The 23,506-nt window shown below is 72.0% G+C and carries 23 protein-coding genes and 1 pseudogene; 10 read left to right on the forward strand and 14 right to left on the reverse strand.

The genetic code is table 11. From position 1 onward, the window contains the following. Nucleotides 1-23 precede the first annotated feature (23 nt). Nucleotides 24-416, reverse strand: a complete 393-nt coding sequence (locus VKK44_RS26505) for a PPOX class F420-dependent oxidoreductase (protein ID WP_343443910.1) — start codon at nt 414-416, stop codon at nt 24-26. A 188-nt stretch (nt 417-604) separates the two neighbouring features. Between VKK44_RS26505 and VKK44_RS26510 the strand changes: the two genes are divergently transcribed. From VKK44_RS26510 to VKK44_RS26525, 4 genes are all read left to right on the forward strand, one after another. Continuing rightward, nucleotides 605-1,276, forward strand: coding sequence for an FKBP-type peptidyl-prolyl cis-trans isomerase (locus VKK44_RS26510; RefSeq protein ID WP_343443911.1), 672 nt, complete (start codon nt 605-607; stop codon nt 1,274-1,276). A 139-nt stretch (nt 1,277-1,415) separates the two neighbouring features. Then, on the forward strand, nt 1,416-2,264 hold the full coding sequence (locus VKK44_RS26515) for an SCO6745 family protein (RefSeq protein ID WP_343447906.1): 849 nt from the start codon (nt 1,416-1,418) through the stop codon (nt 2,262-2,264). A gap of 31 nt (nt 2,265-2,295) precedes the next feature. Next, nucleotides 2,296-2,949, forward strand: a complete 654-nt coding sequence (locus tag VKK44_RS26520; protein ID WP_343443912.1) for an HAD family hydrolase — start codon at nt 2,296-2,298, stop codon at nt 2,947-2,949. 67 nt (nt 2,950-3,016) lie between these two features. Then, nucleotides 3,017-4,030: an NADPH:quinone reductase gene (locus VKK44_RS26525; RefSeq protein WP_343443913.1), complete on the forward strand. Its 1,014-nt coding sequence runs from the start codon at nt 3,017-3,019 to the stop codon at nt 4,028-4,030. Between the two features lie 174 nt (nt 4,031-4,204). Here the strand turns inward: VKK44_RS26525 and VKK44_RS26530 are convergent, their stop codons facing one another. Continuing rightward, nucleotides 4,205-5,854, reverse strand: a complete 1,650-nt coding sequence (locus VKK44_RS26530; protein WP_343443914.1) for a fatty acid--CoA ligase — start codon at nt 5,852-5,854, stop codon at nt 4,205-4,207. Between the two features lie 85 nt (nt 5,855-5,939). On the opposite strand from VKK44_RS26530, the gene VKK44_RS26535 reads away from it, so the two are divergent. Further along, nucleotides 5,940-6,431, forward strand: coding sequence for an NUDIX domain-containing protein (locus VKK44_RS26535; RefSeq protein WP_343443915.1), 492 nt, complete (start codon nt 5,940-5,942; stop codon nt 6,429-6,431). A gap of 28 nt (nt 6,432-6,459) precedes the next feature. Here VKK44_RS26535 and VKK44_RS26540 read toward each other — a convergent pair whose 3' ends face one another. Continuing rightward, a complete protein-coding gene (locus VKK44_RS26540) occupies nt 6,460-8,133 on the reverse strand; it encodes an MDR family MFS transporter (protein ID WP_343443916.1) in 1,674 nt (557 codons plus the stop codon). Nucleotides 8,134-8,189: 56 nt separating this feature from the next. Further along, a complete protein-coding gene (locus VKK44_RS26545) occupies nt 8,190-8,747 on the reverse strand; it encodes a type 1 glutamine amidotransferase domain-containing protein (RefSeq protein WP_343443917.1) in 558 nt (185 codons plus the stop codon). 140 nt (nt 8,748-8,887) lie between these two features. Here VKK44_RS26545 and rfaE2 point away from each other — a divergent pair, with 140 nt between their 5' ends. Together rfaE2 and VKK44_RS26555 are read left to right on the forward strand one after the other, a co-directional pair. Continuing rightward, nucleotides 8,888-10,927 carry a D-glycero-beta-D-manno-heptose 1-phosphate adenylyltransferase gene (gene rfaE2, locus VKK44_RS26550; protein WP_343443918.1) on the forward strand — a complete coding sequence of 680 codons (2,040 nt, stop codon included), beginning with the start codon at nt 8,888-8,890 and terminating at the stop codon, nt 10,925-10,927. Beyond that, a complete protein-coding gene (locus VKK44_RS26555; RefSeq protein ID WP_343443919.1) occupies nt 10,924-11,796 on the forward strand; it encodes a glycosyltransferase family 2 protein in 873 nt (290 codons plus the stop codon). The genes rfaE2 and VKK44_RS26555 overlap by 4 nt, the downstream gene beginning before the upstream one ends. On the opposite strand, the gene VKK44_RS26560 is transcribed toward VKK44_RS26555, so the two are convergent. From VKK44_RS26560 to VKK44_RS26570, 3 genes are all read right to left on the reverse strand, one after another. Further along, a complete protein-coding gene (locus VKK44_RS26560; protein WP_343447907.1) occupies nt 11,771-12,892 on the reverse strand; it encodes a glycosyltransferase family 9 protein in 1,122 nt (373 codons plus the stop codon). The two genes, VKK44_RS26555 and VKK44_RS26560, sit on opposite strands and share 26 nt — an antisense overlap. Nucleotides 12,893-13,007: 115 nt before the next feature. Further along, the gene (locus tag VKK44_RS26565; protein WP_343443920.1) at nt 13,008-13,544 is read right to left on the reverse strand and encodes an Hsp20/alpha crystallin family protein; all 537 of its coding nucleotides are present in this window, start codon (nt 13,542-13,544) and stop codon (nt 13,008-13,010) included. Beyond that, on the reverse strand, nt 13,541-14,047 hold the full coding sequence (locus tag VKK44_RS26570; protein WP_343443921.1) for a DUF2231 domain-containing protein: 507 nt from the start codon (nt 14,045-14,047) through the stop codon (nt 13,541-13,543). Before VKK44_RS26570 ends, VKK44_RS26565 begins: the two co-directional genes overlap by 4 nt. Nucleotides 14,048-14,213: 166 nt before the next feature. Here VKK44_RS26570 and VKK44_RS26575 point away from each other — a divergent pair, with 166 nt between their 5' ends. After that, complete coding sequence (locus tag VKK44_RS26575) at nt 14,214-14,834, forward strand: pyridoxamine 5'-phosphate oxidase family protein (protein WP_343443922.1); 621 nt, start codon at nt 14,214-14,216, stop codon at nt 14,832-14,834. A 1-nt stretch (nt 14,835) separates the two neighbouring features. Here VKK44_RS26575 and VKK44_RS26580 read toward each other — a convergent pair whose 3' ends face one another. Both VKK44_RS26580 and VKK44_RS26585 read right to left on the reverse strand, forming a co-directional pair. Continuing rightward, nucleotides 14,836-16,986, reverse strand: a complete 2,151-nt coding sequence (locus VKK44_RS26580) for an acyltransferase family protein (protein WP_343443923.1) — start codon at nt 16,984-16,986, stop codon at nt 14,836-14,838. A gap of 161 nt (nt 16,987-17,147) precedes the next feature. Beyond that, nucleotides 17,148-17,333 (reverse strand): VOC family protein, encoded by a 186-nt coding sequence (locus tag VKK44_RS26585; RefSeq protein WP_343443924.1) that lies wholly within the window; start codon nt 17,331-17,333, stop codon nt 17,148-17,150. Nucleotides 17,334-17,358: 25 nt separating this feature from the next. Here VKK44_RS26585 and VKK44_RS26590 point away from each other — a divergent pair. Further along, nucleotides 17,359-18,176 (forward strand): IS5 family transposase gene (locus VKK44_RS26590; RefSeq protein ID WP_458351690.1). Its coding sequence is split into 2 segments (ribosomal slippage): nt 17,359-17,755 and nt 17,755-18,176, totalling 819 coding nucleotides; the frame shifts between segments, so codons are not numbered across the junction. An 80-nt stretch (nt 18,177-18,256) separates the two neighbouring features. Beyond that, nucleotides 18,257-18,393 (forward strand): annotated as a pseudogene (locus VKK44_RS26595) (IS5/IS1182 family transposase); the annotation flags it as partial. 17 nt (nt 18,394-18,410) lie between these two features. Here VKK44_RS26595 and VKK44_RS26600 read toward each other — a convergent pair. The 5 genes from VKK44_RS26600 to VKK44_RS26620 all read right to left on the reverse strand — a co-directional run bounded on the left by VKK44_RS26600 (nt 18,411) and on the right by VKK44_RS26620 (nt 23,295). After that, nucleotides 18,411-19,556, reverse strand: coding sequence for an insulinase family protein (locus tag VKK44_RS26600; RefSeq protein WP_343443925.1), 1,146 nt, complete (start codon nt 19,554-19,556; stop codon nt 18,411-18,413). After that, nucleotides 19,546-20,136, reverse strand: coding sequence for a hypothetical protein (locus VKK44_RS26605; protein ID WP_343443926.1), 591 nt, complete (start codon nt 20,134-20,136; stop codon nt 19,546-19,548). The genes VKK44_RS26600 and VKK44_RS26605 overlap by 11 nt, the downstream gene beginning before the upstream one ends. Nucleotides 20,137-20,467: 331 nt before the next feature. Next, on the reverse strand, nt 20,468-21,724 hold the full coding sequence (locus tag VKK44_RS26610) for an MFS transporter (RefSeq protein WP_343443927.1): 1,257 nt from the start codon (nt 21,722-21,724) through the stop codon (nt 20,468-20,470). Next, on the reverse strand, nt 21,714-22,388 hold the full coding sequence (locus VKK44_RS26615; RefSeq protein WP_343443928.1) for a hypothetical protein: 675 nt from the start codon (nt 22,386-22,388) through the stop codon (nt 21,714-21,716). The genes VKK44_RS26610 and VKK44_RS26615 overlap by 11 nt, the downstream gene beginning before the upstream one ends. 133 nt (nt 22,389-22,521) lie before the next feature. Beyond that, on the reverse strand, nt 22,522-23,295 hold the full coding sequence (locus tag VKK44_RS26620) for a hypothetical protein (protein WP_343443929.1): 774 nt from the start codon (nt 23,293-23,295) through the stop codon (nt 22,522-22,524). Nucleotides 23,296-23,506 lie beyond the last annotated feature (211 nt).

Here is a 23,506-nt window from a genome sequence, read left to right on the forward strand (position 1 = left end):
GGTGTGGGCGGGGCCCCCGTTCGTCACCCGCGGCCGAGCTTCTCCGTCGGGGTGACGCGGACGATGACCCGCTCCTCGCCCGCGCGGCGCCACGGGTAGGTGTCCTGGCCGAGATACTTCTTCGCCATCCGGTCGATGTGCTCGTCGGCACCCTCGGTGACGAACTCGACAGTGCCCTTCACCCAGAGCGTGCGGTAGTCGTCCGCCTTGTCCACCACCGACACCGCGACCACCGGGTTGCGGGCCATGTTGAGGTACTTCTGCCGGCCCTTGGCGGTGTTGAACACGATGTGCTTCCCGTCGGTGTCCACCCACACCGGGGTGACGTGCGGGGTGCCGTCGGCCTCGATCGTGGCCACGTGCGCGAGCTGCGGCTCGCCGAGCAGGGTCAGGTCTTCTTCGGTGAGGATCGCCATGTTCGAGAACGTACCCGCTCGGTGTCCGCTCCGGCCCGGGGTGTGAAGAACGAGCCCCGCCCATACCGAATGCGTTAAGAAGGGCCCCGGCCTTTCGTCGCTGTGGGGGTGCGGGCGGGTACCGTGTGCGCTGGCCTCGGCGGCGGCCCGCCGGGGGCGCACCCACCCCCCATTTGCAGGGAGTCGACGTGAGCGAGCGTGTGGAGAACCGGTCGGAGGACCAGGCCGCCCCGGCCACCAAGGCCGGGCGGCGGCTGGCCGCCCAGCTGGCCGAGAAGAAGGCCGCCGAGGCGCGACGGCGCCGGCAGTCGATGCTGGGCGCAGCAGCCGGTGTGCTCGCCGTGGTGGCCCTGGTCGGTGGTCTCGTCTGGCTGAACAGCGGGGACGACGACAAGCCGGCCGCCGCCGGCTCCTCGGCCAGCCCCAGCGCCCCGAGCGAGCCGGTCGAGCCCACCGCGCCGCCCGCGCCGGAGCTGCCCGCCAACATCGACCCGGCGCTGAAGACCAAGCCGGCGGTCAAGGCCGGCTCCGGCGAGCTGAAGAAGCTGACCGTCACCACGCTGGTCAAGGGCAAGGGAGCGGCGGTGAAGGCCGGGCAGACGATCACCACGAACTACGTGGGCGTCTTCTACAAGGACGGGAAGCAGTTCGACGCGTCCTGGGACAACGGCCAGCCGGCCACCTTCCAGATCGGCGTGGGGCAGGTCATCAAGGGTTGGGACCAGGGCCTGGTCGGCGTGCCGGTGGGCAGCCGCGTGCAGCTCGACCTCCCGGCCGACCTGGCGTACGGCGACAAGGCCGAGGGCGGCCGTCCGGCCGGGCCGCTGCGCTTCGTCGTCGACGTGCTGGCTGCGCAGTAGATCACTCCAGGCTTCCGTCCGGTCACCCAACGGCAGTAGGTTCGTGGTCACCACGGGCGGCCCGTCCGCCCGTGGTGACCTGACCACCGACGCGGAGGTGCACGTGGCGGCGCTGGACGACCCCGGGGTGGCCCGGCAGATGTGGACGCTGTTCGAGCCGGTCCACGCGGTGACCTACTTCCACCCGCGCGCCCGCGCCGCCTTCGAGGCGGTCGGGCTGCGCGGCTACTGGCGTGGCTACTTCGCCGGCCGGGCCGCGCCGCTCGGGCCGGTCGACGCCCCGACGGTGACGGCCGCTTTCTTCAGCTTCGCGCCGCCGATGGTGGCCCGCGCGTTGCCGTCGGTGTGGCGGCTGGCCACGCCGGAGGAGGTGCTGCGCGCCCGGCTCACCGGCGCGGTGCAGGCACTCGCCGAGTTCACCTACGAGCTGCCCGAGTCGCACCTCGTCGAGGCCGCCGAGCTGCTGGAGGAGGCGGCCGGCCGGGTGGACACCGCCGGGCGGGTGCTCGGCGCGGTCAACGCCGCCCTGCCGCGCGGGGAGTACCCGCTGGCCCGGCTCTGGCAGGCCGCCGCCACGCTGCGCGAGCACCGGGGCGACGGGCACGTGGCCGCGCTGGTCGGCACCGGGCTGGATCCGCTCGAGGTGGTGGCCTGGCGGTGCCGGGTCGACCAGTCGCGCGAGTTCCACCAGCCGGCCCGGGGCTGGACCGACGAGGAGTGGTCCGCCGCCGAGGAGCGGCTGGTCGACAAGGGCTGGCTGACCGACGACCGGCGTCCCGCCCCGGAAGCCACCGCCACGTTCCGGGCCGTCGAGGAGGCCACCGACCGGGCCGCGGCGGGCCCGTGGCGGGCCCTGGGCGCGGAGCGTACGGGGCGACTGCGGGAGCTGCTCGAACCAATCGCGACGCGCTGCCGCACGATCATCCCGTCGCAGGCCCCGATCGGGCTGCCGGCGCAGCGCTCCACCGGAGCGGCGCTGCCGGGGTGAGCCGGGCCGCCGGCTGGGGCAGGATGGCGACATGGTAGACGCGGTGCTCTTCGACCTGGACGGCGTGATCGTGGACTCGGAGCCGGTGTGGGAGGAGGTCCGGCGGGCGTACGTGGCCGAGCACGGGGGCGTCTGGCAGCCGGACACGCAGCGCCGGCTGATGGGCATGAGCACCGGCGAGTGGGCCGCCTACCTGAGCGGCGAGCTGGGCGTCGACCGGTCGGCCGAGCAGGTCGCCGACGAGGTGGTGGCGGAGATGACCCGGCGGTACGCGCAGCGCGTACCGCTGATCGACGACGCCGACGCGGTGGTGCGCCGGACGGCCGCGCGGTGGCCGCTGGGGCTGGCCAGTTCCTCACCGACCCGGCTGATCGCGGCGGCGCTGGCGGCGACGGGCCTGGCCGACTCGTTCGGCGCGACGCTGTCGACGGAGGAGACCGCCCGGGGCAAGCCGGCGCCGGACGTCTGGCTGGCGGTGGCGGCCCGGTTGGGCGTCGACCCGGCCCGGTGCGTGGCGGTGGAGGACTCGTCAAACGGGGTCCGGTCGGCGGCAGCCGCCGGGTGCCGGGTGGTGGCGGTGCCGCACCTGTCGTACCCGCTGGATCCGGACGCGGCGGCGCTCGCCGCCGTGCTGCTGCCCTCGATCGACGCGCTCACCCCGGAGCTGCTGGCCGGGCTGGGCTGAGGCGGGGCCCGGCATGTTCGGCCGGGGTTCGGGTAGCGCATCGGACGACGACGGCGGAGGGACGACGATGAGGGCGATCGTGTACGAGCGCAGCGGGGACGCCTCGGTGCTCCAGGTGGTGGAGCGCCCGGTGCCGGAGCCCGGCCCGGGTGAGGTGCTGGTGCGGATGGCCGTCTCGGGGGTGAATCCGACGGACTGGAAGGCGCGTGAGGCGTGGCCGCTGCCGGCCGGCTGGCAGATCCCGCACCAGGACGGCGCCGGTGTGGTGGAGGCGGTCGGTGAGGGCGTCGACCGGATCCTCATCGGCGAGCGGGTCTGGCTGTGGGAGGCGGCGTGGCAGCGCCCCTGGGGCACCGCGGCGGAATACACCGTGGTCCCGGTCCGGCACGCGGTGCCGCTCGGTTCGGCGTCGTTCGATCTGGGCGCGTCGCTGGGCATCCCGTTCATGACCGCGCACCGCTGCCTGACCGCCGGCGAGTTCGTGCCGGACACGCTGCACGCCGGCGCGTTGAGCGACCACGTGGTGCTGGTGCAGGGCGGGGCGGGCGCGGTGGGCAACGCGGCGATCCAGCTCGCCCGCTGGGCCGACGCCTGCGTGATCACCACGGTGAGTACCCCGGAGAAGGCGCAGCTCGCCGCCGCGGCCGGGGCCGACTTCGTGATCAACTATCGCGAGCAGGACGTGGTCGAGGAGGTCCGCAAGATCGCGCCCGACGGTGTGCACACGATCGTCGAGGTCTCCGCCGCCCGCAACGCCGCCGCGGACGTGCGGATCCTGCGTACCGGCGGCGCGGTCTGCGTCTACGCCGACGACGGCGGCGACGAGGTGACGCTGCCGATCCGGCCGTTGATGGGTCCGAACGCGCGCTGGCAGTTCGTGCTGGTCTACACCGCGCCGAAGGTGGCCAAGGCCCAGGCGGTGACCGACATCGCGGCGGCGGTGGCGCAGGGCGCGATCCGGGTCGGCGCGGAGGCCGGGCTGCCGCTGCACCGGTATCCGCTGGCCGGGACCGCGTCGGCGCAGCAGGCGGTACGGGACGGTGCGGTGGGCAAGGTGCTGGTCAGCACCGCCGACGAGTAGGGATTTCCCCGACACCGGGACAGAGGCGAACAAGTTTCGCAACAATGACGGTGCGGGTCACCCCGTAACGGACGGGCGGCCCCGGCGCGGTGCGAACGCCGGGGCCGCCCTCTGGGAGGAATGTCCGTGGAAACCGTGGTCCTACCTGTGTAGGCGACGGTACGCCGGAAAGCGTTACGGCGCGGACAGTTCCCGCACCTCAAGCCCGCCGTCGGCGTACCGCGAGCGCACCACCTTCTTGTCGAACTTGCCGACGCTCGTCTTCGGCACCGCGTCGATGAACGCCCAGCGCTCGGGCAACTGCCAGCGGGCCACCGAGCCGGCCAGGAAGTCCCGCAGTTCCTCCGCGGTGACCGAGGCGCCCTCGCGGACCACCACGGTGGCCAGCGGGCGCTCGTCCCAGCGCTCGTCCGGCACGCCCACCACGCACGCCTCCAGCACGGCCGGGTGCGCCATCAACGCGTTCTCCAGCTCCACCGACGAGATCCACTCCCCGCCGGACTTGATCACGTCCTTGGCGCGGTCGGTGAGCGTGATGTACCCGTCCGGCGAGAGCGTGCCGACGTCGCCGGTCCGCAGCCAGCCGTCCCGGAACTTCTCGGCGTCCGGCACGTCGTCGCCGACGTACCGGGCGGTCACCCACGGCCCCCGGACCTCCAGCTCGCCCACGGACGTGCCGTCGGCGGGCAGCGGCTCACCCAGCGGGCCGACGATCCGCGCCGCCACCCCGGCCGGGACACGGCCCTGGGTGTAGCGGTAGCGCCAGGCGTCGTCACCGGTCGCGCCGGCCGGCGCGCGGGACACCGAACCCAGCGGCGACATCTCGGTCATCCCCCAGGCGTGGATGACCTCGATGCCGTGCCGGTCGTGGAACGCGTGCATCAGCGCCGGCGGGCACGCCGAGCCGCCGACGATCACCTCGGTCAGCGAGGAGGTGTCCACGTCATGGCTGTCCAGGTAGGCCAGCAGATCGTTCCAGATGGTCGGCACCGCGCCGGCCAGCGTGGGCCGCTCGGCGGCGATCATCGCGGCGATCGGCTCGGCCTGGAGGAAGCGGTCCGGCATGATCAGCGAGGCGCCGGAGAGGAACGCCGCGTACGGCAGGCCCCACGACATGGCGTGGAACATCGGCACGATGGCCAGTTCCCGGTCGTTCGGGCCGAGGCCGAAGCCCTCCGGCATGCACACCTGGAGCGAGTGCAGGTAGATCGAGCGGTGCGAGTAGGCCACGCCCTTGGGGTGACCGGTGGTCCCGGACGTGTAGCAGAGCGCCGCCGCGTCCCGCTCGTCCACCTCCGGCCAGTCGAACGTGTCCGGCCGGTCGGCCAGCAGCGCGTCCCAGTGGTGCACGGTGATCCGGTCACCGGCGGCGGCCACCAGCGGGGCCGGGTCGCCGCCACCGACCACCACCACGTGCCGCACCGTGGCCAGCTCGCCGATCACGCGGGCCAGCAGCGGAATGAGCGTGCTGTCGACGAGCACCACCCGGTCCTGCGCGTGGTTGGCGATGTAGGCGACCTGGTCCGGGAAGAGCCGCAGGTTGAGCGTGTGCAGCACCGCGCCCATGCTCGGCACCGCGAAGTAGGCCACCAGGTGTTCGTTGTTGTTCCACATGAAGGTGGCGACCCGTTCGTCGCCGGTCACGCCGCACTCGTCGCGCAGCGCGTGGGCCAGCCGGGCGGCGGCACGCCCCACCTCCGCGTACGTCATCCGGCGGGGTTCGGCACCGGTCCAGGTGACCGCCTCCGCCGCGCCGTGCACGGTGGCGCCGTGTTCGAGGATCCGGGCCACCTGGAGCGGGGCGTCCATCATCGTGCTACGCATGGGTGACAACGTAGTGTCGCCGTTCACACCAGCGGAACCCCCCGGAACGGTCGAGCCGACCCGGAATGCTGCGTAGATTGTCCGGGTGAGCATCTCCTGGGCCGACTCGTACGTCGGGCAGCTCCGTGCGCTGGCCGGTGACCGCACGCTGATGTTCGTCGGCGCCCGCGCCGTGGTGCGCGACAACGCCGCCCGGGTGCTGCTGATCCAGCGCTCCGACAACGGTCAGTGGGCGCTGCCGGCCGGCGCCATGGAGCTGGGCGAGTCGATCGCCGACTGCGCGGTCCGCGAGGTCCGCGAGGAAACCGGCCTGCGCGCGCTGCGGGTCAGCGCGTTCGCGCTCTACACCGGCCCGGACCGCATCCACACCAACATGTACGGGCACACCTACCAGGTCTTCACCGCCGCGTTCCGGGTCGACGAGTGGGACGGCGAGCTGTCCCGGTTCACCGACGAGACCACCGACGCCGGCTTCTTCCCCCCGGGGGAGTTCCCCACCCCGCTCTCGACCAGCGTCCACGAGACGCTCGCCGACCTGGACGTCTTCGAGCAGACCAACCGCCTGATCCTGAAGTAGGCCGGGCCGGCTCCCCCAGCGGGCCCGCTCAGAGCATCGTCTGCGACTTCGCCTCCATCTCGGCGGCGGACTCGTCCTTCGACTCCTTCGGCAGCGGCTTGCCACCCGGCGCGGCGGCCTTCCCGCCCAGCGGGTCCGCCCCGCCGGTGGCGCCCTGCGGGCCGGCGCCCCGGAGCTGGAGGTTCGGCATCGCCAGGGTGACCAGCACCGCCAGCACCGCGATCAGCCCGGTGGTCAGGAAGACCAGGTGCAGCGCGTCGACGAACGAGGACTGGATCGCGGCGCGTACCGGGCCGGGCAGCGCGAGGATGGTGGCCGGATCGTTGATCGAGATGTTCTCCGCGCCGCCGGCCGCCACCGCCGCCCGCTGCTGCGGCGGGAGCTGGGCGAGCGCGCCCGGCAGCCGGTCGGCCAGCGCGGTGGCGAGCCGCGTCGACAGCACCGCGCCCAGGATGGCCACCCCGAACGAGCCGCCCAGCGAGCGGAAGAACGTGGCCGAGGAGGTGCCCGCACCCAGGTCCCGGACGTTCACCGCGTTCTGCACGGCCAGGATCAGTGACTGCATGCACAGCCCCAGCCCGACGCCGATCACCACCATGTAGCCGAACGCGGCCCACAGCGACGTACCCACCTGGAGCTGACGGAACAACAACATGCCGACCACCAGCACGGCGGCGCCCGTCACCGGGAACCACTTGTACCGGCCGATCCGGCTCATCGCCCGGCCGGTCAGGATCGACGTGACGATGATGCCGGCCATCATCGGCAGCATCAGCAGACCACTGCGGGTCGGCGAGGCGCCCTTGACGATCTGGAGGTAGAGCGGGATGAAGATGATCGACCCGAACATCACCAGGCCGAGCACGAAGCCGGCGGCGTTGGCCAGCGCGAACGTGCGGCTGCGGAACAGCCGCAGCGGCAGGATCGGCTCCCGGGTCCGGGCCTCCTGGAGCAGGAACGCCACGCCCAGCACCGCGCCGGCCACGAACAGCCCGACGATCACGCCGGAGCCCCAGGCGTACGAGTTGCCGCCCCAGCTCAACGCCAGCAGCAGGCAGCTCACGCCGGCGACCAGCAGCGCCGCGCCGAGCCAGTCGACCGTGTGCTCCCGGCGCTGGAACGGCACCAGCCGCATCACGTGCCAGCAGACCACGATGGCGAGGATCGCCAGCGGCACGTTGAGGTAGAAGATCCACCGCCAGTTGGTCTCCGCGAAGTAGCCGCCGACCAGCGGGCCGGCCACCGACGACACGCCGAAGACGGCGCCGAACAGACCCTGGTAGCGGCCCCGCTCCCGGGGCGGCACCACGTCCGAGATGATGACGAACGCCAGCGTCATCAGGCCGCCCGCGCCGAGACCCTGCACGCCCCGGGTGACGATCAACTGGGTCATGTCCCGCGACAGCCCGGCCAGCAGCGAGCCGACCAGGAACGTGCCGATCGAGAAGAGGAAGACCGGCCGTCGCCCGTACAGGTCGGCCATCTTGCCGTAGAGCGGCGTCGAGGCGGTCGACGCCAGCAGGTACGCCGTGACCACCCACGAGTAGTGGTCGATGCCGCCCAACTCGCCCACGATGGTGGGCAGCGCGGTGCCGACGATGGTCTGGTCGAGAGCGGCCAGCAGCATGCCGGTCATCAGACCGAACATCAGCAGGCGGATCTGGCGGGCGGGCAACGCGGGTGCAGCGGCCTGGGCGTTCATCCCGCTTCCTATCCCACCGGGGGCGGATCATGCCCCCGGTGGGCGGATGAGTTTTTCTAGCCGGCGGTGTGCCGGCCCTCGGCGAACTCCTCGATGATCTTGGCGCAGAACGCCGGCAGGTCGTCCGGCTTACGGCTGCTGACCAGCCCGTTGTCGGTGACGACCTCCTCGTCGACCCAGGTGGCGCCGGCGTTCGTGAGGTCGGTGCGCAGGCTCGGCCAGGAGGTGATCCGACGACCGCGCACCACGTCCGCCTCGACCAGCGTCCACGGGCCGTGGCAGATCACCCCGACCGGCTTGCCGGCGTCGAAGAACGACTTCACGAACCGGACCGCGTCCGGGTCGGTCCGCAGGAAGTCCGGGTTCGCCACGCCGCCGGGCAGCACCAACCCGTCGTACGCGCCGGCGTCCGCCTCCTTGGTGGTGACGTCGACCGGGTACTGCTTGCCGTGGTCCAGGTGGTTGAACGCCTGGATCGAGCCGGACTCGATGGAGACCAGCTCCACCCGGGCGCCGGCGTTCTCCACCGCCTCGCGCGGCTTGGTGTACTCGACCTCCTCGACGCCGTCGGCGGCCAGGAACGCGATCCGCTTGCCCTGAAGTGTCGCTGTCATGCTGCTTCTCCTCTCCGGGGGGTATCTGGACGATTCCCCCGGCCGATGCCCGGAAACCGGACACACCGGGTGGGCCGCGTCGCAGCCCGGTCGCGGGGCGGCCAGGTTTGGCCGGTCGGCGCCGGGGGACCCGGGGAGGCATGGCAGGAGCAGCAGCGGAAGAGCGCCGGCTGGCCACCGTGGTGGCGAGCTGGCAGGGGCGTCCCGTGCTGGTCGTCGGCGACGCCATGCTGGACGAGTGGCGGTTCGCCGAGTCGGAACGGCTCTGCCGGGAGGCGCCCGCGCCGGTCCTCACCCTGCGCCGCCGGATCTCCGCCGCCGGCGGCGCCGCGAACACCGCGGTCAACGTCGCCGCGCTCGGCGGCCGGGCCGCGCTCGTCGCCCCGGTCGGCGCCGACGTCGCCGGCGACGAGCTGCACGACTGCCTGGACCGGGCGGCGGTCTGGGACCGGACGGTGAGCCAGCCCGGCCGCCCCACCCCGGTCAAGCGTCGGATGCTCGCCGGCAACCAGATCCTGCTCCGGGAGGACTCCGGCGGCCCGGAGGACGCACTCGACGACGACGGGGTGGCCCGCCTGCTGACCGCGCTGCACTGCGCCACCGAGGAGCTGCGGGCGGTGGCCGGCGGGCAGCCACTCACGCTGGTGGTCTGCGACTACGGCCTGGGCGCGCTGCCGTCGGCGGTGCGCGCCTGGCTGGTCGCCAACCGTGACCGCTACGGCACGGTGGCGTTGGACGCGCACGACCTGGCCGACTGGCGCGGGCTCAACCCGACCGTGGTGACGCCGAGCTTCGCCGAGGCGACCCGGCTGCTGGCCCGCGCCGCCGCCGGTTTCGCCCACGCCGAGCGCGGCGTCGTCCGCACCGGTGACCTGCACCTGGACCATCCGGCGGCGTCCGACGGCCCGTCCGAGCTGGTGGTCGGCGCCGCACCCGGCGGAGCCGGCGAACGCACGGTGGCCGCCGCGACCGGCGAGGTCGACGCACGGACGGTGGCCGCGGCCGGTGGGGCCGGCGCACCGGGCGCCGCGACCGGCGCGCGTACGCCCGGCAGCCCACATCCGGCCTCCGGCGCACCCGTGCACGGCTCCACCGCGGGCCCGTCCGGGCCGACCGGCGAGCCGACGCCCGGCGAGGAGCGGGTGGCGCTGACCGGCAACGGGCTCAGCGTCACCGGCACCGGGGTGACCGTGAACGCGACAGTCGGCGAGGGCGTCGACCGGGCCGTGCTGGCCGAGTCGCGCCTGTCCGAGCTGCGCGCGCACACCGGCGCGGACGTGGTCGCGGTGACCCTGGACACCGAGGGCGCGGTGGTCGGCGGCGCCGACGGCTCGCCCCGGCGCAGTCACAGCACCCCGGTCCCGGCCAGCCACGCGGTCGGCGCCGGGGACGCGTACCTGGCGGCCATGACGCTGGCGCTGGCCGCCGAGGCGGGCCTGCCGACCGCCGCGCAGCTCGCCCAGCTCGCCGCCACCATCACGGTCGCCGACACCGGCACCTGCGTGTGCCGTCGGGAAGACCTGCTCACCGCGCTGGGCACCGGCGGTGAGGAGGCCGGGCACCCGGCCCTGGTCGGCGCCGACGAGCTGGCCGCGCTCGTCGACGAGCACCGGCGGTCGGGACGGTCGGTGGTGTTCACCAACGGCTGCTTCGACGTGTTGCACCCGGGGCACGTCCGCTACCTGACCCAGGCCCGCGCGCTCGGCGACCTGCTGATCGTGGCGGTCAACTCGGACGGCAGCGTACGGCGGCTCAAGGGCCCGGACCGGCCGGTCAACCCGGTCGAGGACCGCACCGCGCTGCTGGCGGCGCTGGCCTGCGTGGACCACGTGGTGGTCTTCGAGGAGGACTCGCCGGCCCGGCTGATCGAGGCGGTCCGCCCGGACGTCTACGTCAAGGGCGGCGACTACCCGCCGGAGATGGTGCCGGAGGCGCCGCTGGTCCGCCGGCTCGGCGGCCAGGTACGCACGCTCGGCTACGTGCCGGACCGCTCCACCTCGGCCATCATCGACCGGATCCGCGCCCAGGCGGTCAGCATGAGCGAACGCACCGAGCGAAGCGAGGGCCGTGAGGCCATGCCCAACCAGCACAGCATGAGCGAACGCACCGAGCGAAGCGAGGGCCGTGAGGCCATGCCCGACCGGCACAGCCCCACGGTGGGCGAGAGCAGGCCGGCGTGACCCGACCGCTCGACCCGGGCGCACCCGGGCAGTTCCGTCACCCCCGACGGCTCGACGTGCTGATCCCCACCCGCAACCGGCCGGCCGAGCTGGCGGTCACGCTCTCCGGGCTGGCCGCCCAGGAGGGTGTGCCCGGGTTCGGGGTGGTGGTCAGCGACCAGTCCGACGGCGAGCCCGCGTACGCGCACCCGGCGGCGGCCACCATGGTCCGGGCGCTGCGCCACCGGGGGCACCCGGTGCTGCTGACCCGGCGGCTGCCCCGGCGCGGGCTGGCCGAACACCGCTGCTACCTGCTGTCCCGCTCGGCGGCCGACGCCGTGCTCTGCCTCGACGACGACGTGTGGCTGGAGCCGGGCACGCTGTCCCGGCTGGTCACCGCGTTGTACGAGCTGGGCTGCGGGTTCGTCGGCAACGCGGTGCACGGGCTCTCCTACACCGAGGACGTCCGCCCGGACACGCACCGGCACTACGAGGAGTGGCCGGGCCGGCCGGAACCGGAACGGATCCGGCCGGGCACGCCGGAGTGGCACCGGTCGTCGATCCACCCGGCGGCGAACCTGCTGCACGTCACCGAGAAGCTCGACCTGCCGGCGGGCGCCTGGCGGGCGTACAAGGTGTCCTGGATCGGTGGCTGCGTGCTCTACGACCGGGCGAAGCTGGTCGACGCCGGCGGCTTCGACTTCTGGGAGCGGCTGCCCGAGCGGCACCAGGGCGAGGACGTGGCCGCGCAGCTCGCGGTGCTGGAGCGCCACGGCGGCGCCGGCGTGCTGCCCAGCGGGGCCTACCACCTGGAGTCGCCGACCACCGTCACCGAGCGCGACGTGGAGGCGTGGGAGGTCGTGCTCAACGAGTCGGGCGCGGAGGTGTGAGCAGCTCGCGGGCCGCCTCCACCACCTCGGCGACCGGCACGTCGGCCACGAACGACACCCGGTGCGGGCAGTCGCCGTCACCCGGGCGGTGCGGATAGATCCCGGGCGTGCAGTCGACGCCGCAGACCGGGCAGCGGGTGGTCCAGGCGGCGATCGGGCGGTGCCGGCCGCGCAGCGGGGACGCGCCGTTGATCAGGTTGCCGACCCAGAAGACGCCCACCGTGGGCGCGCCCACCGCGGCGGCCAGGTGCAGCGGGCCGGTGTCGTTGGAGATCACCAGCGCGCAGTCGGCGTAGGCGGCGGCGAGCGCGCCGAGACTCAGCGTGCCGACCTGCGGGCGGACCGGCACGCTGGCCGCCGTGACCACCGCGTCGACCGTCTCCCGCTCGGCGGGCGTGCCGGTGACCAGCACCTCGTAGCCGTCCGCGACCAGCTCGCGGGCGACCTCGGCGAAGCTCTCCGCCGGCCAGCGCCGCCGGGTGTCGGTGGCGCCCGGGTGCAGCGCCACCCGGGGGCGGGTGGGCACGCCGAGCACCGCCGTCGCCTCGGCCCGGTCCGCGTCGGTCACCGCCAGCGTCGGGGTGACAGTGGTGGCCGCTGCCCCGACCAGCGCCGCCACCTCCAGGTAACGGATCACCTCGTGCTGGTAGTAGACGTACCGCAACCAGCGGTCCAGCGGCGGCGCGTCCTCGGCGCGCAGCCCGGCGGTGACCCGGGCGCCGAGCCCGGCGACGAACGGGTTGGAGTTGGCGCCGCCGCCGTGCACCTGCAACGCCAGGTCGAACCGTTCGGCGCGGGCGGCGGCCAGGAAGTCCGCCGGCTCGACCGGCGACTCGTCCGGGCCGGCGTCGCGGATGCCCGGCCCGGGCGGCACCACCAGCACCCGGTCCACCGGGCCGGCCCGGTCGCGCCAGAGCGTCGCGTGCCACGGCGCGCCGAGCAGCACGATCTCCGCCGACGGGTACGCGGCCCGCACCGCCTCCAGCGCCGGCAGCACGAAGATGAAGTCGCCGAGCGCGTTGGCCCGGAGCACGGCGATCCGCTCGACGTCCGGCACGAGTGCGCCGACCGGACCGAGCACGGACGACGGCTCCAGGTCGCGGCGCGGCAACGGACGCGCCGAGCTGGCGTCGTCGGACGACGGCTCCAGGTCGCGGCGCGGCAACGGACGCGCCGAGCTGGAGTCGTCGGAGAGGCTGGCCACGCCGCCCCTACGGCCGGTCGGTCTCGTCGAGTCCGGTGTCCGGGTGGTGCAGTTCCCGGTCCGCGGCCGGGTCGGCCGGGGTCGGCGTACGGCCGACGGTGTCGCGCGGGCCGGTGCGGCCGACGGTGATGGTGCGCGGCGCGGGCCGGGCCGCCCGGGGCAGTCGCACCCGGAGCAGGCCGTGGTCCATGACCGCGTCGATCCGCTCGGGGTCGACGCGCGACGGCAGGTCGACGTGGTACTCGAAGCCCCGGGTGGTGAACCCGCCCGGGATGCCCTGGTCGGCGTTGACCTCGGCCTCCGACCGGGCCCGGACGCACAGCTCCCGCTCGTCCAGCTCGACGGCCACCTCCTCCGGCGCCACGCCGGGCAGCCGGACCGACACCTCCCAGCCGTCCGCCACCTCGGTGACGTCCACGTCCGGCGTGGCGGGACGGCCACCGACCAGGCGGCTCAGCTCGGCGCGCAGCGCCTGCAACTCGCCCATCGGGTCCCAGCCCTGCTGCCGGCCCCGCCAGCCCCGACCGCCGTCCTGCTCGGTCATCGCACGTCTCCGATCCGGCGGGCCGTCGAGGTGGGCCGCAGCGAGCTGGACGCGTTCAGGTCGTGCTCCGGGTCGACGCCGACGCCGAGCCGGTCCACCAGCTCGCCGCCCAGCCAGGCGCTGATCCCGAGGATCGCCACGGCGACCACCTCGATCGCGATCAGCGCGCCGCCGGCGGTCCGCGATTCGGCGTTGAGCCGGACCGCCCAGACGGCGGCGAAGAGCAGGATCACCGCGATGTTGGCGGCGGCGTGCAGGAGCCCGACCCGCTTGGCCCGGGTGCCGGTCGGCAGGGCGAGCAGGTCGAACGCGCCGGCCACGGCGGCGAGCAGGCCGCCGATCAGGCCGACCGTGATGTTCCAGTAGGCGACCTCGCCGAGGAAGTCCGGCCCGCCCACGGTGTCGACCACGTCGAAGATCACCGCGGTCACCAGGAGCGCCACCGGGAACATCACCAGCATCGGGTGCACGGGATGGCCGAGCACCTTCAGTCGGCTCTCCATCGCGGCCTCCATCCGTCGCGTTCCGGACACGCGCTGTGTTCCGGTCCCTACCCGTCGACCCCGGGAGCAAACCCGGCGGCCGACGCGCTCCTAGACTGACGATGACGGATCCCGGCCCGTCGCGGGCCGGAACCGTCATCAAGGTCAACGGACGGGGGAGGAAGACGTGACGACGCGGGAGATCACCGACGAGGCGGAGCTACGCGAGCTGATCGGGGTGCCGACGCCGCGGGCGGCCGCCAAGGACCGCCGAACGCTGCACTCACGCGACCGGGAGTGGCTGGCCGCCTCCCCGTTCTGCCTGATCGCCACCGCCGGCGCGGACGGCACCTGTGACGTCTCGCCGAAGGGCGACCCGCCCGGCTTCGCGCTGGTGCGGGACGACACCACCATCGCCATTCCGGAACGGCCCGGCAACCGGCGCGCCGACGGCTACCGCAACATCCTGGCCAACCCGCACGTCGGGCTGATCTTCCTGATCCCGGGGCGCACCGACACGCTGCGGATCAACGGACGGGCCCGGCTGATCCGCGACGCCCCGTGGTTCGCCGAGATGGAGGTCCAGGGCCACCGGCCGCTGCTCGCCGTGGAGGTGGCGATCGAGCAGATCTTCTACCACTGCGCGAAGGCGTTCCTCCGGTCCGAGCTGTGGCAGCCGGAGACCTGGCAGCCGGACGCGCTGCCGTCCCGGGCCAAGCTGATCAAGGAGGTGGAGGCGCCGGCGGAGAGCCTGGCCGACCTGGAACGTCACTACGGCCCGGAATACGCCCGGAAGCTCTACGCCTGAGTCACTTCTGCGGCGCGTACACCGCCGGCACGCCCACGTCGGACAGGGCGCGGGCGAGGTGCGGGGCGGTGGTCTTCACGTAGGCGGCGCCGATGTGCGAACCGCCGCGGTAGATCAGCACGTTGCCGAACACCACCGGGCACCGCTCGGTCGGGCAGACGGCGTCGAACAGATCGATCATCCTGACCTCGGGCACCCCGGCCACCGCCCGACGCTGCATCCGATAGGCCTCGTCCCGGTCGTGGAGCACGCGGTCGAACGCGCAGACGGAGAGGTGCTTCCGGTTCTCGTCGGCGCACGCCACCGGCGCCCCGGGGGGCAGCGGGTTGTTGGCCATGACGACGACCTGCGAACCGGCCGAGTCGAGCTTCTTCCAGGAGGACCGCACGCCCGCGACCATCGCGTCGACCGAGACCCCGTCGCCGGTGCGGTTGAGGGCGGTCGGCGCCGACTGCGAGGTGACCACGTAGTCGGGGCGCTCCCGCAGCAGCCGGCTCAGCAGCGCCCGGTTCCACTCGATGCAGTCGGTGTACGGCTTACCGGACTTGTCGCCCTTGAGCACCCGGGCGCTGGTGAACGCGCATCCCGCCTTGGCGGCGATCACCAGCTTCCAGTCGTTCTGCTCGGCGAGCACCTGGAACGCCGGCAACCACTGGTCCATCTTGGAGTCACCCACCAGGGCGACAGTGGTGGCGCCCGCCGGGTTGCCGTACGTGCACCACAGCACCTCGGCGCCCTCGACCTGCTGGAAGCACCGGTCCCGTTTCGTGTCGGGCACGTCCAGGAACCCCTGCCGGATCTGGAGGGGATCCGGCGTGATCACGTCGAACCGCTCCGGCACCGGGCCGATCGGTGCGGTGCCGGGCGTGGTGGACAGCAGCGCCGCGCCCGGCGCGTACCGGCCCTTGGTGGGTGTCGCGGCGGCTGCCCAGGCACCGAACAGCACCAGCGCCAGGCCGGCGCAGATCCCGGCCATGGTGAAGTTGCCGCCGAGGCTCAACGCGAGCCGCGGCGACGTGGCGATCTTCCGGGAGTACCGCAGCGGGTTCTCCACCAGCCGGAACGTGAGCCAGGCGGGCACCACCGAGGCGAGCGCCACGGCCAGCCCCTCGGCCGGCGACAGCTCACCGAAGCGGGCGGCGGCCACGATGAGCATCGGCCAGTGCCACAGGTAGAGCGAGTACGACAGGTCACCGACCCAGCGGAACGGGCGCGTGCCGAGCAGCAGCACCGGCCCCCGGGACCCCGCCGCCGCGCCGGCCGCGATGACCGCGGCGGCACCGAGCGTGGGCAGCGCGGCAGCGTACCCGGGCCAGGCCGTCTTGCCGCTCACCAGCACCGCCGCCGCCACGATCGCGGCCAGCCCGAGCCACCCGAGGACGACCGCCACCGCCCGTGGCATCCGCGCGGCCCGGGTCGCGATCAGCGCGACGCCGGCCCCGACGGCGAGTTCCCACAACCGCGTCGTCGAGACGAAGAACGCGCGCGCCGGCGAGTCGGCCGTCTCGACGATCGACCAGACGAACGACGGCACCGCCAGGACCGCGAGACCCACCCACAGGACCGGCCGCACGTTCGTCCGCCGCAACGTCCGCGCGGCGAGGAGCGCCAGCACGATCAACAACGGCCAGATCAGGTAGAACTGCTCCTCGACGGCGAGCGACCAGAAGTGCTGCACCGGCGAGTCCACCGCGTTGTCGGCGGCGAGGTAGTCGACCGCCCGGTCGGCGAACCGCCAGTTCACCACGTAGACCGCCGCGGCGGCGATGTCGCCCCCGATGGCCTGCCAGTCGCCGCGGGGCACGAAGAGCCGGACCGCCACCGCGGTCGCCGCGAGCACCACCGTCGCGGCGGGCAGGATCCGCTTGGCCCGGCGCGCGTAGAAACCGACGAGGGAGAGACGACCGGTGCGCTCGATCTCGGCGACGATCTGCCCGGTGATGAGGAAGCCGGAGATCACGAAGAAGACGTCGACCCCGACGAAACCGCCGGGCAGGAACGACAGCCCGCCGTGGTAGAGCAGCACCACCGCGACGGCCACGGCGCGGAGCCCGGCGACGTCACCCCGGAACCGGCTCGGGCCGCGCCCGATCGCCTCGTCGGTGCGGGAGCCGTCCCGGGCAACCTGGTTCGTCAACTCCGGGGAAGTCACCGCGATCCTCGAACTCTGGGGCGTCTGGCCAGGGAACGATAGCGGCTCTCACGGATGCGGGCAATGCCGTACGGGCCGGTCGGGCCGCCACCGGGAACGTTCCGGTGGCCCGTCGGACCCTCGTCCTTGCCGGATACGAGCGCCGGGTTCCGGACCGTGCGTCAGGACGCCGTCACCATCCACAGGTGGCCGTCCGGGTCGGCGAACGTGGCGGTGTAACCCCACGGCTGCTCAGCCGGCGGCGTCACGACGCGGGCACCCGCGGCCCGGGCCCGGTCGACGACCCGCCGCACCTCGGCGGGATCTCCGGCGGCCCAGCCCAGCACGCACTCGCTGAACCCGAACACCGGAGACCTCGTGGACACCCTAGCGGTGGCGAGGCGGCACGACTTGACCGACGCACAGTGGGTGGCGCTGAAGCCGTTGCTGCCTGTGGGGCGTCGGCCAGGTCGGCCGTCGACATGGACGGAACGGCAGCTCATTGATGGGATCCGGTGGCGGACCCGGGTCGGTGCCCCGTGGCGGGATGTTCCGCAGTGCTACGGATCCTGGGCCGCGGCGTATGGGCTGTTCCGGCGTTGGCAGCGTGACGGGACGTGGGCGAAGATCCTGACCGTGTTGCAGGCCCTGGCTGACGCGGCCGGACGTGTGGTCTGGGATGTGTCGGTGGACTCGACGGTCGCCCGGGCGCACCAGCACGCCGCTGGGGCGCGTAAAAGGGGGATCTGCAGGCCGAGCCGCCGGGCGGGGTCGCGGTCGAGCCGACCGATCACGCGCTCGGTCGGTCGCGGGGTGGGCTGACCACGAAGCTGCACCTGGCCTGTGAGCAGGGGCAGAAGCCGTTGTCGATCGTGTTGACCGCTGGGCAGCGCGGGGACAGCCCGCAGTTCAGGGCCGTGCTCGACGGCATCCGGGTGCCTCGCTTGGGCTCGGGTCGGCCCCGGACTCGCCCTGACCGGGTCTTGGCCGACAAGGCGTACACGTCGAAGGCCGACCAAGACGCCAACCGGAGAAAGCTGGGGTCCAAGGGCGGCCGACCACCGGCCTTCGACCCCGAGCGGTACAAGCAGCGTCACGCCGTGGAGTGCGGCATTAACCGGCTCAAGGGCAACCGGGCCGTAGCGACCCGGTTCGACAAACTCGCCGTCCGCTACGAAGCCACCGTTCACATCGCCGCGATCAACGAGTGACTGTAACCGACTTCGACACAGGCCCTAATGGAAAGGCTCGATGGCCTGACATCCGATGAGCCGTCCTTGATCCCACCTACGGTAGCGTGCGCACGCCGTTCAAACGGCGCCGCTTCCGGCCGAACTCTCACGCCAGCGGAAGGCCGTGAACCGGGCCCATGCAAAGATCCGCGCCCGCGGAGAACGAGCGATCGCCACACTCAAGACCTGGAAGATCGAACCGGAAAAGGCTACTTAGAATGGCTCGCAGCGCATCAAGTTCGCGCCTACCAGGACGGCACGCTTCCAGCCGGCGTGCATGGTCTGGCTCACTGGCTTGTTGCCGGGCGGCTCGGTGGCGGTCGGGTCGATGCCGTAACCGGACTGCCAGCCGTCGACCGCCGCCGCCAGCGTCGCCGAAGTGGTTGCTGCGGCGGCCCGCATCGGCGGCAGTGCCTCCGCCTGCGCCGCAATTAGTCCGTCGCCCACACAGCCGTCGTGCTGGCTCATCGCGAAACCGATGGCTTCTCGTTGCCGGGCGTCATCAGTCAGCCAACTGACGGCCACGACCGCACCCGTGGCGGTCGGGATGACGGATCCACCCCGGAAACGAGCACCGGCGATACGCCCAACTTCTGCGAGGGGGCCTCGCTCGTGCACCATGACCCGCGCCGCGAGCCACGCCGTCTCGGCGTCGGTCGCGGGAAGCGGAATGCCCGCGTAGACCCGGCCATCCTGGGCGGTTAGGCCAGCGCGTGAACCGCCGGTTGCCGAAAGCGAGGAGACGGTGCTACGGGCGGCGAGACCTTCCAACAACTGCTGCCACTCTTGCGCCGATGACGGACCCGCTACCACAATCTGCCGGGGCCACAGAAGCTCCGCGCATTTGGCATGGCGGAGTAAATCTTCTGGCGTCAGACGAGCACTGTCACCCGGCCGGCACTCGTCGAACCGGCCCAGTTTGGGCCGCCGGGCGGCGAGTGCCGCAAGTTTGTGACCCGCGACCAGCAGCGGGCTGCCAAACCACTCGGCCAGTTCGACGTCAATTGCCCGGCATTCCCGCTGCCGCATCTGCTCAGCCACCGGCGAGGAGGCCAGCCAGTGGGCCGTTGTGGCCAATGCCTGGACCAACTGCCGCTCCGCTCCGGCCCGGACGGTCACCGTAATTCGCATCGACTCGGCGTGGGTCTGTGCGTGTGCCACCAGTGGTTCGTGCACCACCGTGCGCAGGGTTGCTAGAAACAGATGCTCGTGCAGGTGGGCGACGCCCGGTGTGATCGCGGGATCGTCGCCGAAGCCCCGCCCATACGTCGCCACCAGCGAGGTGGTCGGCGACCCGGGCCGGTACACGGCGATCACTTGGCACTCGCCCTCGGAAAACCGCCAGACTTCACCAGTCATGCAGGGCAGCTCGCATCTCTGTCACAGTCTGCTCTCGAAGTCGTCCAACTACTGCAACCGCTGGTGCCCCCGTCGCGGGAGTCGGCCCATTGCCGAGTTGGTCGAAAGGGCCAGTCGACGGGTGGATCGCCTCGTGGAGCGCGGCGCTCGCTTGCAGGAACGGCAGTCGGTAAGCGGGAATGTAGAGGGTGCGCAACACTTCGCGGACCGTCTCCAGCAGCGCCACCACATGCTCGGCTGTGGTGCTCAGACCCAAGCCGAGACAGGGCGTCGCGTGTTCCCACACGGGTGCTGCCGCCGCGGCGTAGTACGGCACCTGCCGCTGCGCGAGCGTGCTGACCAGCGCTCCGGGTGCACCCACCCGACCCAGATGCGAGGCGACGACGCCCACGTCGAGCGGCCCGGGCCACGGCACCCGCACGCCCACGGTCAGGCGCTGTTGGTTGCCCACTCCGTAGTAAAGGCCTCCGCGCCAGTCGAGCGGGTCGGGCGGTGAATCCCGGACACCCCCGTCGCGTACGCAATCGGCAATTTCCCGCGCCCGGCACAGGATCTGCTCGTCGGTTAACGCCATGGCCATTGTCGGGGAGGGTAGGTCGTCCACACATGCCTCGCCCCAGGCCGCGAGGTGAATAGCGCGCTCTGCCTGCCAGACGCGGTCACCCAACAGTTGAGTTCGCCGCGCGGCTAGCATACGCCGGAGCGCAGCAAGCGCACCCCTATCCGGCAGCGATACGTCCACCGTGATCACCGACCGGCGATGCCCGACGCGGAAGTTCTCCGGGCCGGCCAAAGCAGCGCAGGCTAGAGCGGTGAGGCCGGACTCCCCGGGCGCCTCGGTAGCTTTGCCCCAGGGGACCCACACAGTCGGGCGGCGTGCGGGCTGCTCTACGGCGAAGCGGCCCAGCAGACTAAGCACCGTCGTCACGGGTTCTCCCTAACAGGGTGCGAGCCAGCAGCGACGTGGTGATCACCAGGTTCGTTGCCCCGGCGAGCATTAGGATCAACACCGGATGGTGGGTTATGTCAGCGATCAGCGGCACGGTGACGTAGGACACCGTCATGAGCAGGTTCAGCACAGCCCGGCGGAAGGCGAAAACCCGGCCGATAACCGCGTTGTCGGTCAGCGTCTGGTAGACCACCGTGGCCGCACCGGCAATCATCACGTTGCCGGCCCCGCCGAGTAGCCCTACCACCACGACGGCGACCCAACTCCATCCGTGGCCATTGAGCACGAGCATGGCCGCAGCCACCGCTGACAGGGCGGCTCCGAGCCACACAGTCCATGCCGGCCGGGTAGACCGGCGTACGAAGATGTACGACCCTGCGATCCAGCCCAAGCCGGACAGGGTCTGGTAGACGGCCGCCGCCGCAATACCGATCGACTCCTCGAAGACCGCTAGTGCGACGACGACCTCCGAACCCAGGAACAGAAAATACGACGCCTCGGCGACGGCGACCCGGCGCAGTCGCGCATCGATGCTCCGCCAACGCACCGGCTCCAGCCTGCTAGATATCCCGTCTCCGCTGGTTGAAGGCGCGGTGCGGGACACCTCTGCCCGGGAGGGGCGCAGCAACGTACCCAGCAGACCGGCCACGACGAACGAGCCGAGGTTCACCCACAGCGCCACCTCAATGCCCAGGCCCGCAGAGAGCGCCGCGCCGATGAGCGGCCCGAGGCTCAACGCAGTGCCAAAGGCAATCTCGAACAGGGCGATGACCGGACGGATTGCCTCCGGATCGAGCCGTTCCTTTAGGAGTGCCTGCGCAGCCGGGACGGAGACGCTTCCGACTGCCTTGAGCAATCCCACCAGGAGGTAGACAGCCGTGAGGTTCTCGGCGCGGACCGCGAATACCAGGGCTATCACTAGCAGAGCGCAGACCAGTTCGCAGACGACGAACACCCACCGCCGGTTCCAGCGGTCGACGATACGCCCGGCGACTGGCGCACAGAAGACGACCGGCAGCGTCCCGACGGCGAAGGCGATGCCGGTGGCGGTGTAAGAACCGGTCACCGACAGCACCCAAAGCGGCAGGGCCAGATTTTGGACGTAGTTGCCGATCAGCGAACAGGCGTTGGCGAGGAGCAGGATGCGCCACGCCTGCCAGGGCCCGGCCATCCGTTCCGGCGCCTCGGCCGTGGAGACTGTCGAGCTGTCAGTGACCACGTTGCGAACCCCAGCCAAGGTGGGTGGCGGCGATCTGCGGTTTGGTGGTGTCCGCGGGCGCCCGTCCGACCAACGCGGAGAACTTCCCGGCGACCCGCGACAAAAGGTCAAGGTTGGCACGGCTGGCCTGGTTCACTTCCAACTCCAGGATGGCGAATGTATTGACCAGTCGAGAGCACGCGTCGCGCAACTCAACGGCGTCGCAGCTGAGGGCAAGGACCGCATTGTCATCGGTCCGCAACGTGGCCTTGGTGCGCCGCTGGGACAGATAGCCGAAGACGCTCAACCCGCAAAGGCCACTTGCTCGGCGGGCCAGATACTGCCCCGGCCGGGAGGCGATCAGGTCCGCGCCGGAGAGGGCCACGAGATCAGCGACATACTCAGTCAGCTCAAGAACGTCGCGGCGGCCGTCAACCCACTGTACGGTCTCCTTCGCTACCAGCCAGGACGGTCCCGCCCCGCGGTTGACCAGTGCGGTTAGAGAGCAGCCGACGGACGTCAGAGACCAGTCCGGGCTGTCGAAGCAGAGGGTGTGCTGCGAAATCCTCGCTTGCTCGTGGAGCCGCAGCCCGGAGGCCTGGATCAGCTGCTCCCGCAATTCCTCGCTCGCTTCCGGCGCGGCCAGAGCGCCCTTGCCCAGGTGCCACCGGTATTCGTGCTCCACGCCCACCCGTGGTACACGCAGGACCTGTTCCGTCACTGTCACTGCTGAGCCTCCCTCGTCACCTGCCATGCCCTTCCCGCCCTCGCCTACGAACAGGCGCGACGCCGCGGCCCGCACAACTCGGTGCAGACGGTCACGAGGTTGCCCCCGCCAGGCGATGGGTAAATCCCGAATACTCCACGTCCGAAAGACCGCCCACAGTGAAAACGTCGATCCGCTCGGCTGGCACATCGAAGAGCCGCTCGCACACCCGTCGGACGACGGCACCGGTCGAGGGCGGCGGCCGGAAGTGCCCGGACTTGGTGTTGGCCACGATTGCGAAGACGCGCGGGGCACCGATCAGCACAATCTCGCCCGCAGCGCGGACTCGCAGGCGATCCGGTACCAGCATCGGGTGCGCCACGGGCACGCCCACGACCTTCGACTTGGCCCGGCCGAAGATTAACTCCCGAAAGGTGAATCGGCGGCGCCAGATGAGCAAACGATCTTCGTCGTCGATGACGAACATGTGCGGAGCACCGGAGACAATGCCCTCCGGCAGCTCGGCCGCACCGACCTTCCAGATCTGCTCGACCGCAGTGCGCGCGGCACCGGCGTAACGTTCGTCGAACACCTTCCGGTCGAATTGGATGACCAGCGGATCCTCGTTTATCACTCGAGTCGGGTGATCGTGCCGCACTGCCAACTCCCGCGAGTACGCCTCGCGAAGCGCCTCGCCAACCTCGGCGATCCGGCCAGCGAGCGTGGGACGCGGATCCATCGTCAGCTCCGCGTGCCGTAGCCGGACTAGTTCCTCGTACTTGAGGAAGACCACCGCTTGGGAAAACGGGCCGTACTTGACCGCCGCCCGGCGGGCTGCGGCCCGCAAGCGGTCCGCCTCGGTGAGGTAGTCGGGTTCGGCAGCCATCGGCGGGTCTCCCTCGCAAGTAGGGGCGCTCGGCCCGTATGGGCCGAGCGCCTCGTCATACTTTGATCCGGCCGTGGATCAGTACCAGGTCTCACCGGCCTGCACCGAGGCCAGCGCGTCCAGGCCCTCCTCGGTCTCCTCGAGCGCCTCGATAACCTCGATGATTTCGACGACCTGTTCCATGGCATCTCTCCCTTGATCATGGACCGGA

It is taken from the genome of Micromonospora sp. DSM 45708 (assembly GCF_039566955.1).
Lineage (GTDB): Bacteria > Actinomycetota > Actinomycetes > Mycobacteriales > Micromonosporaceae > Micromonospora.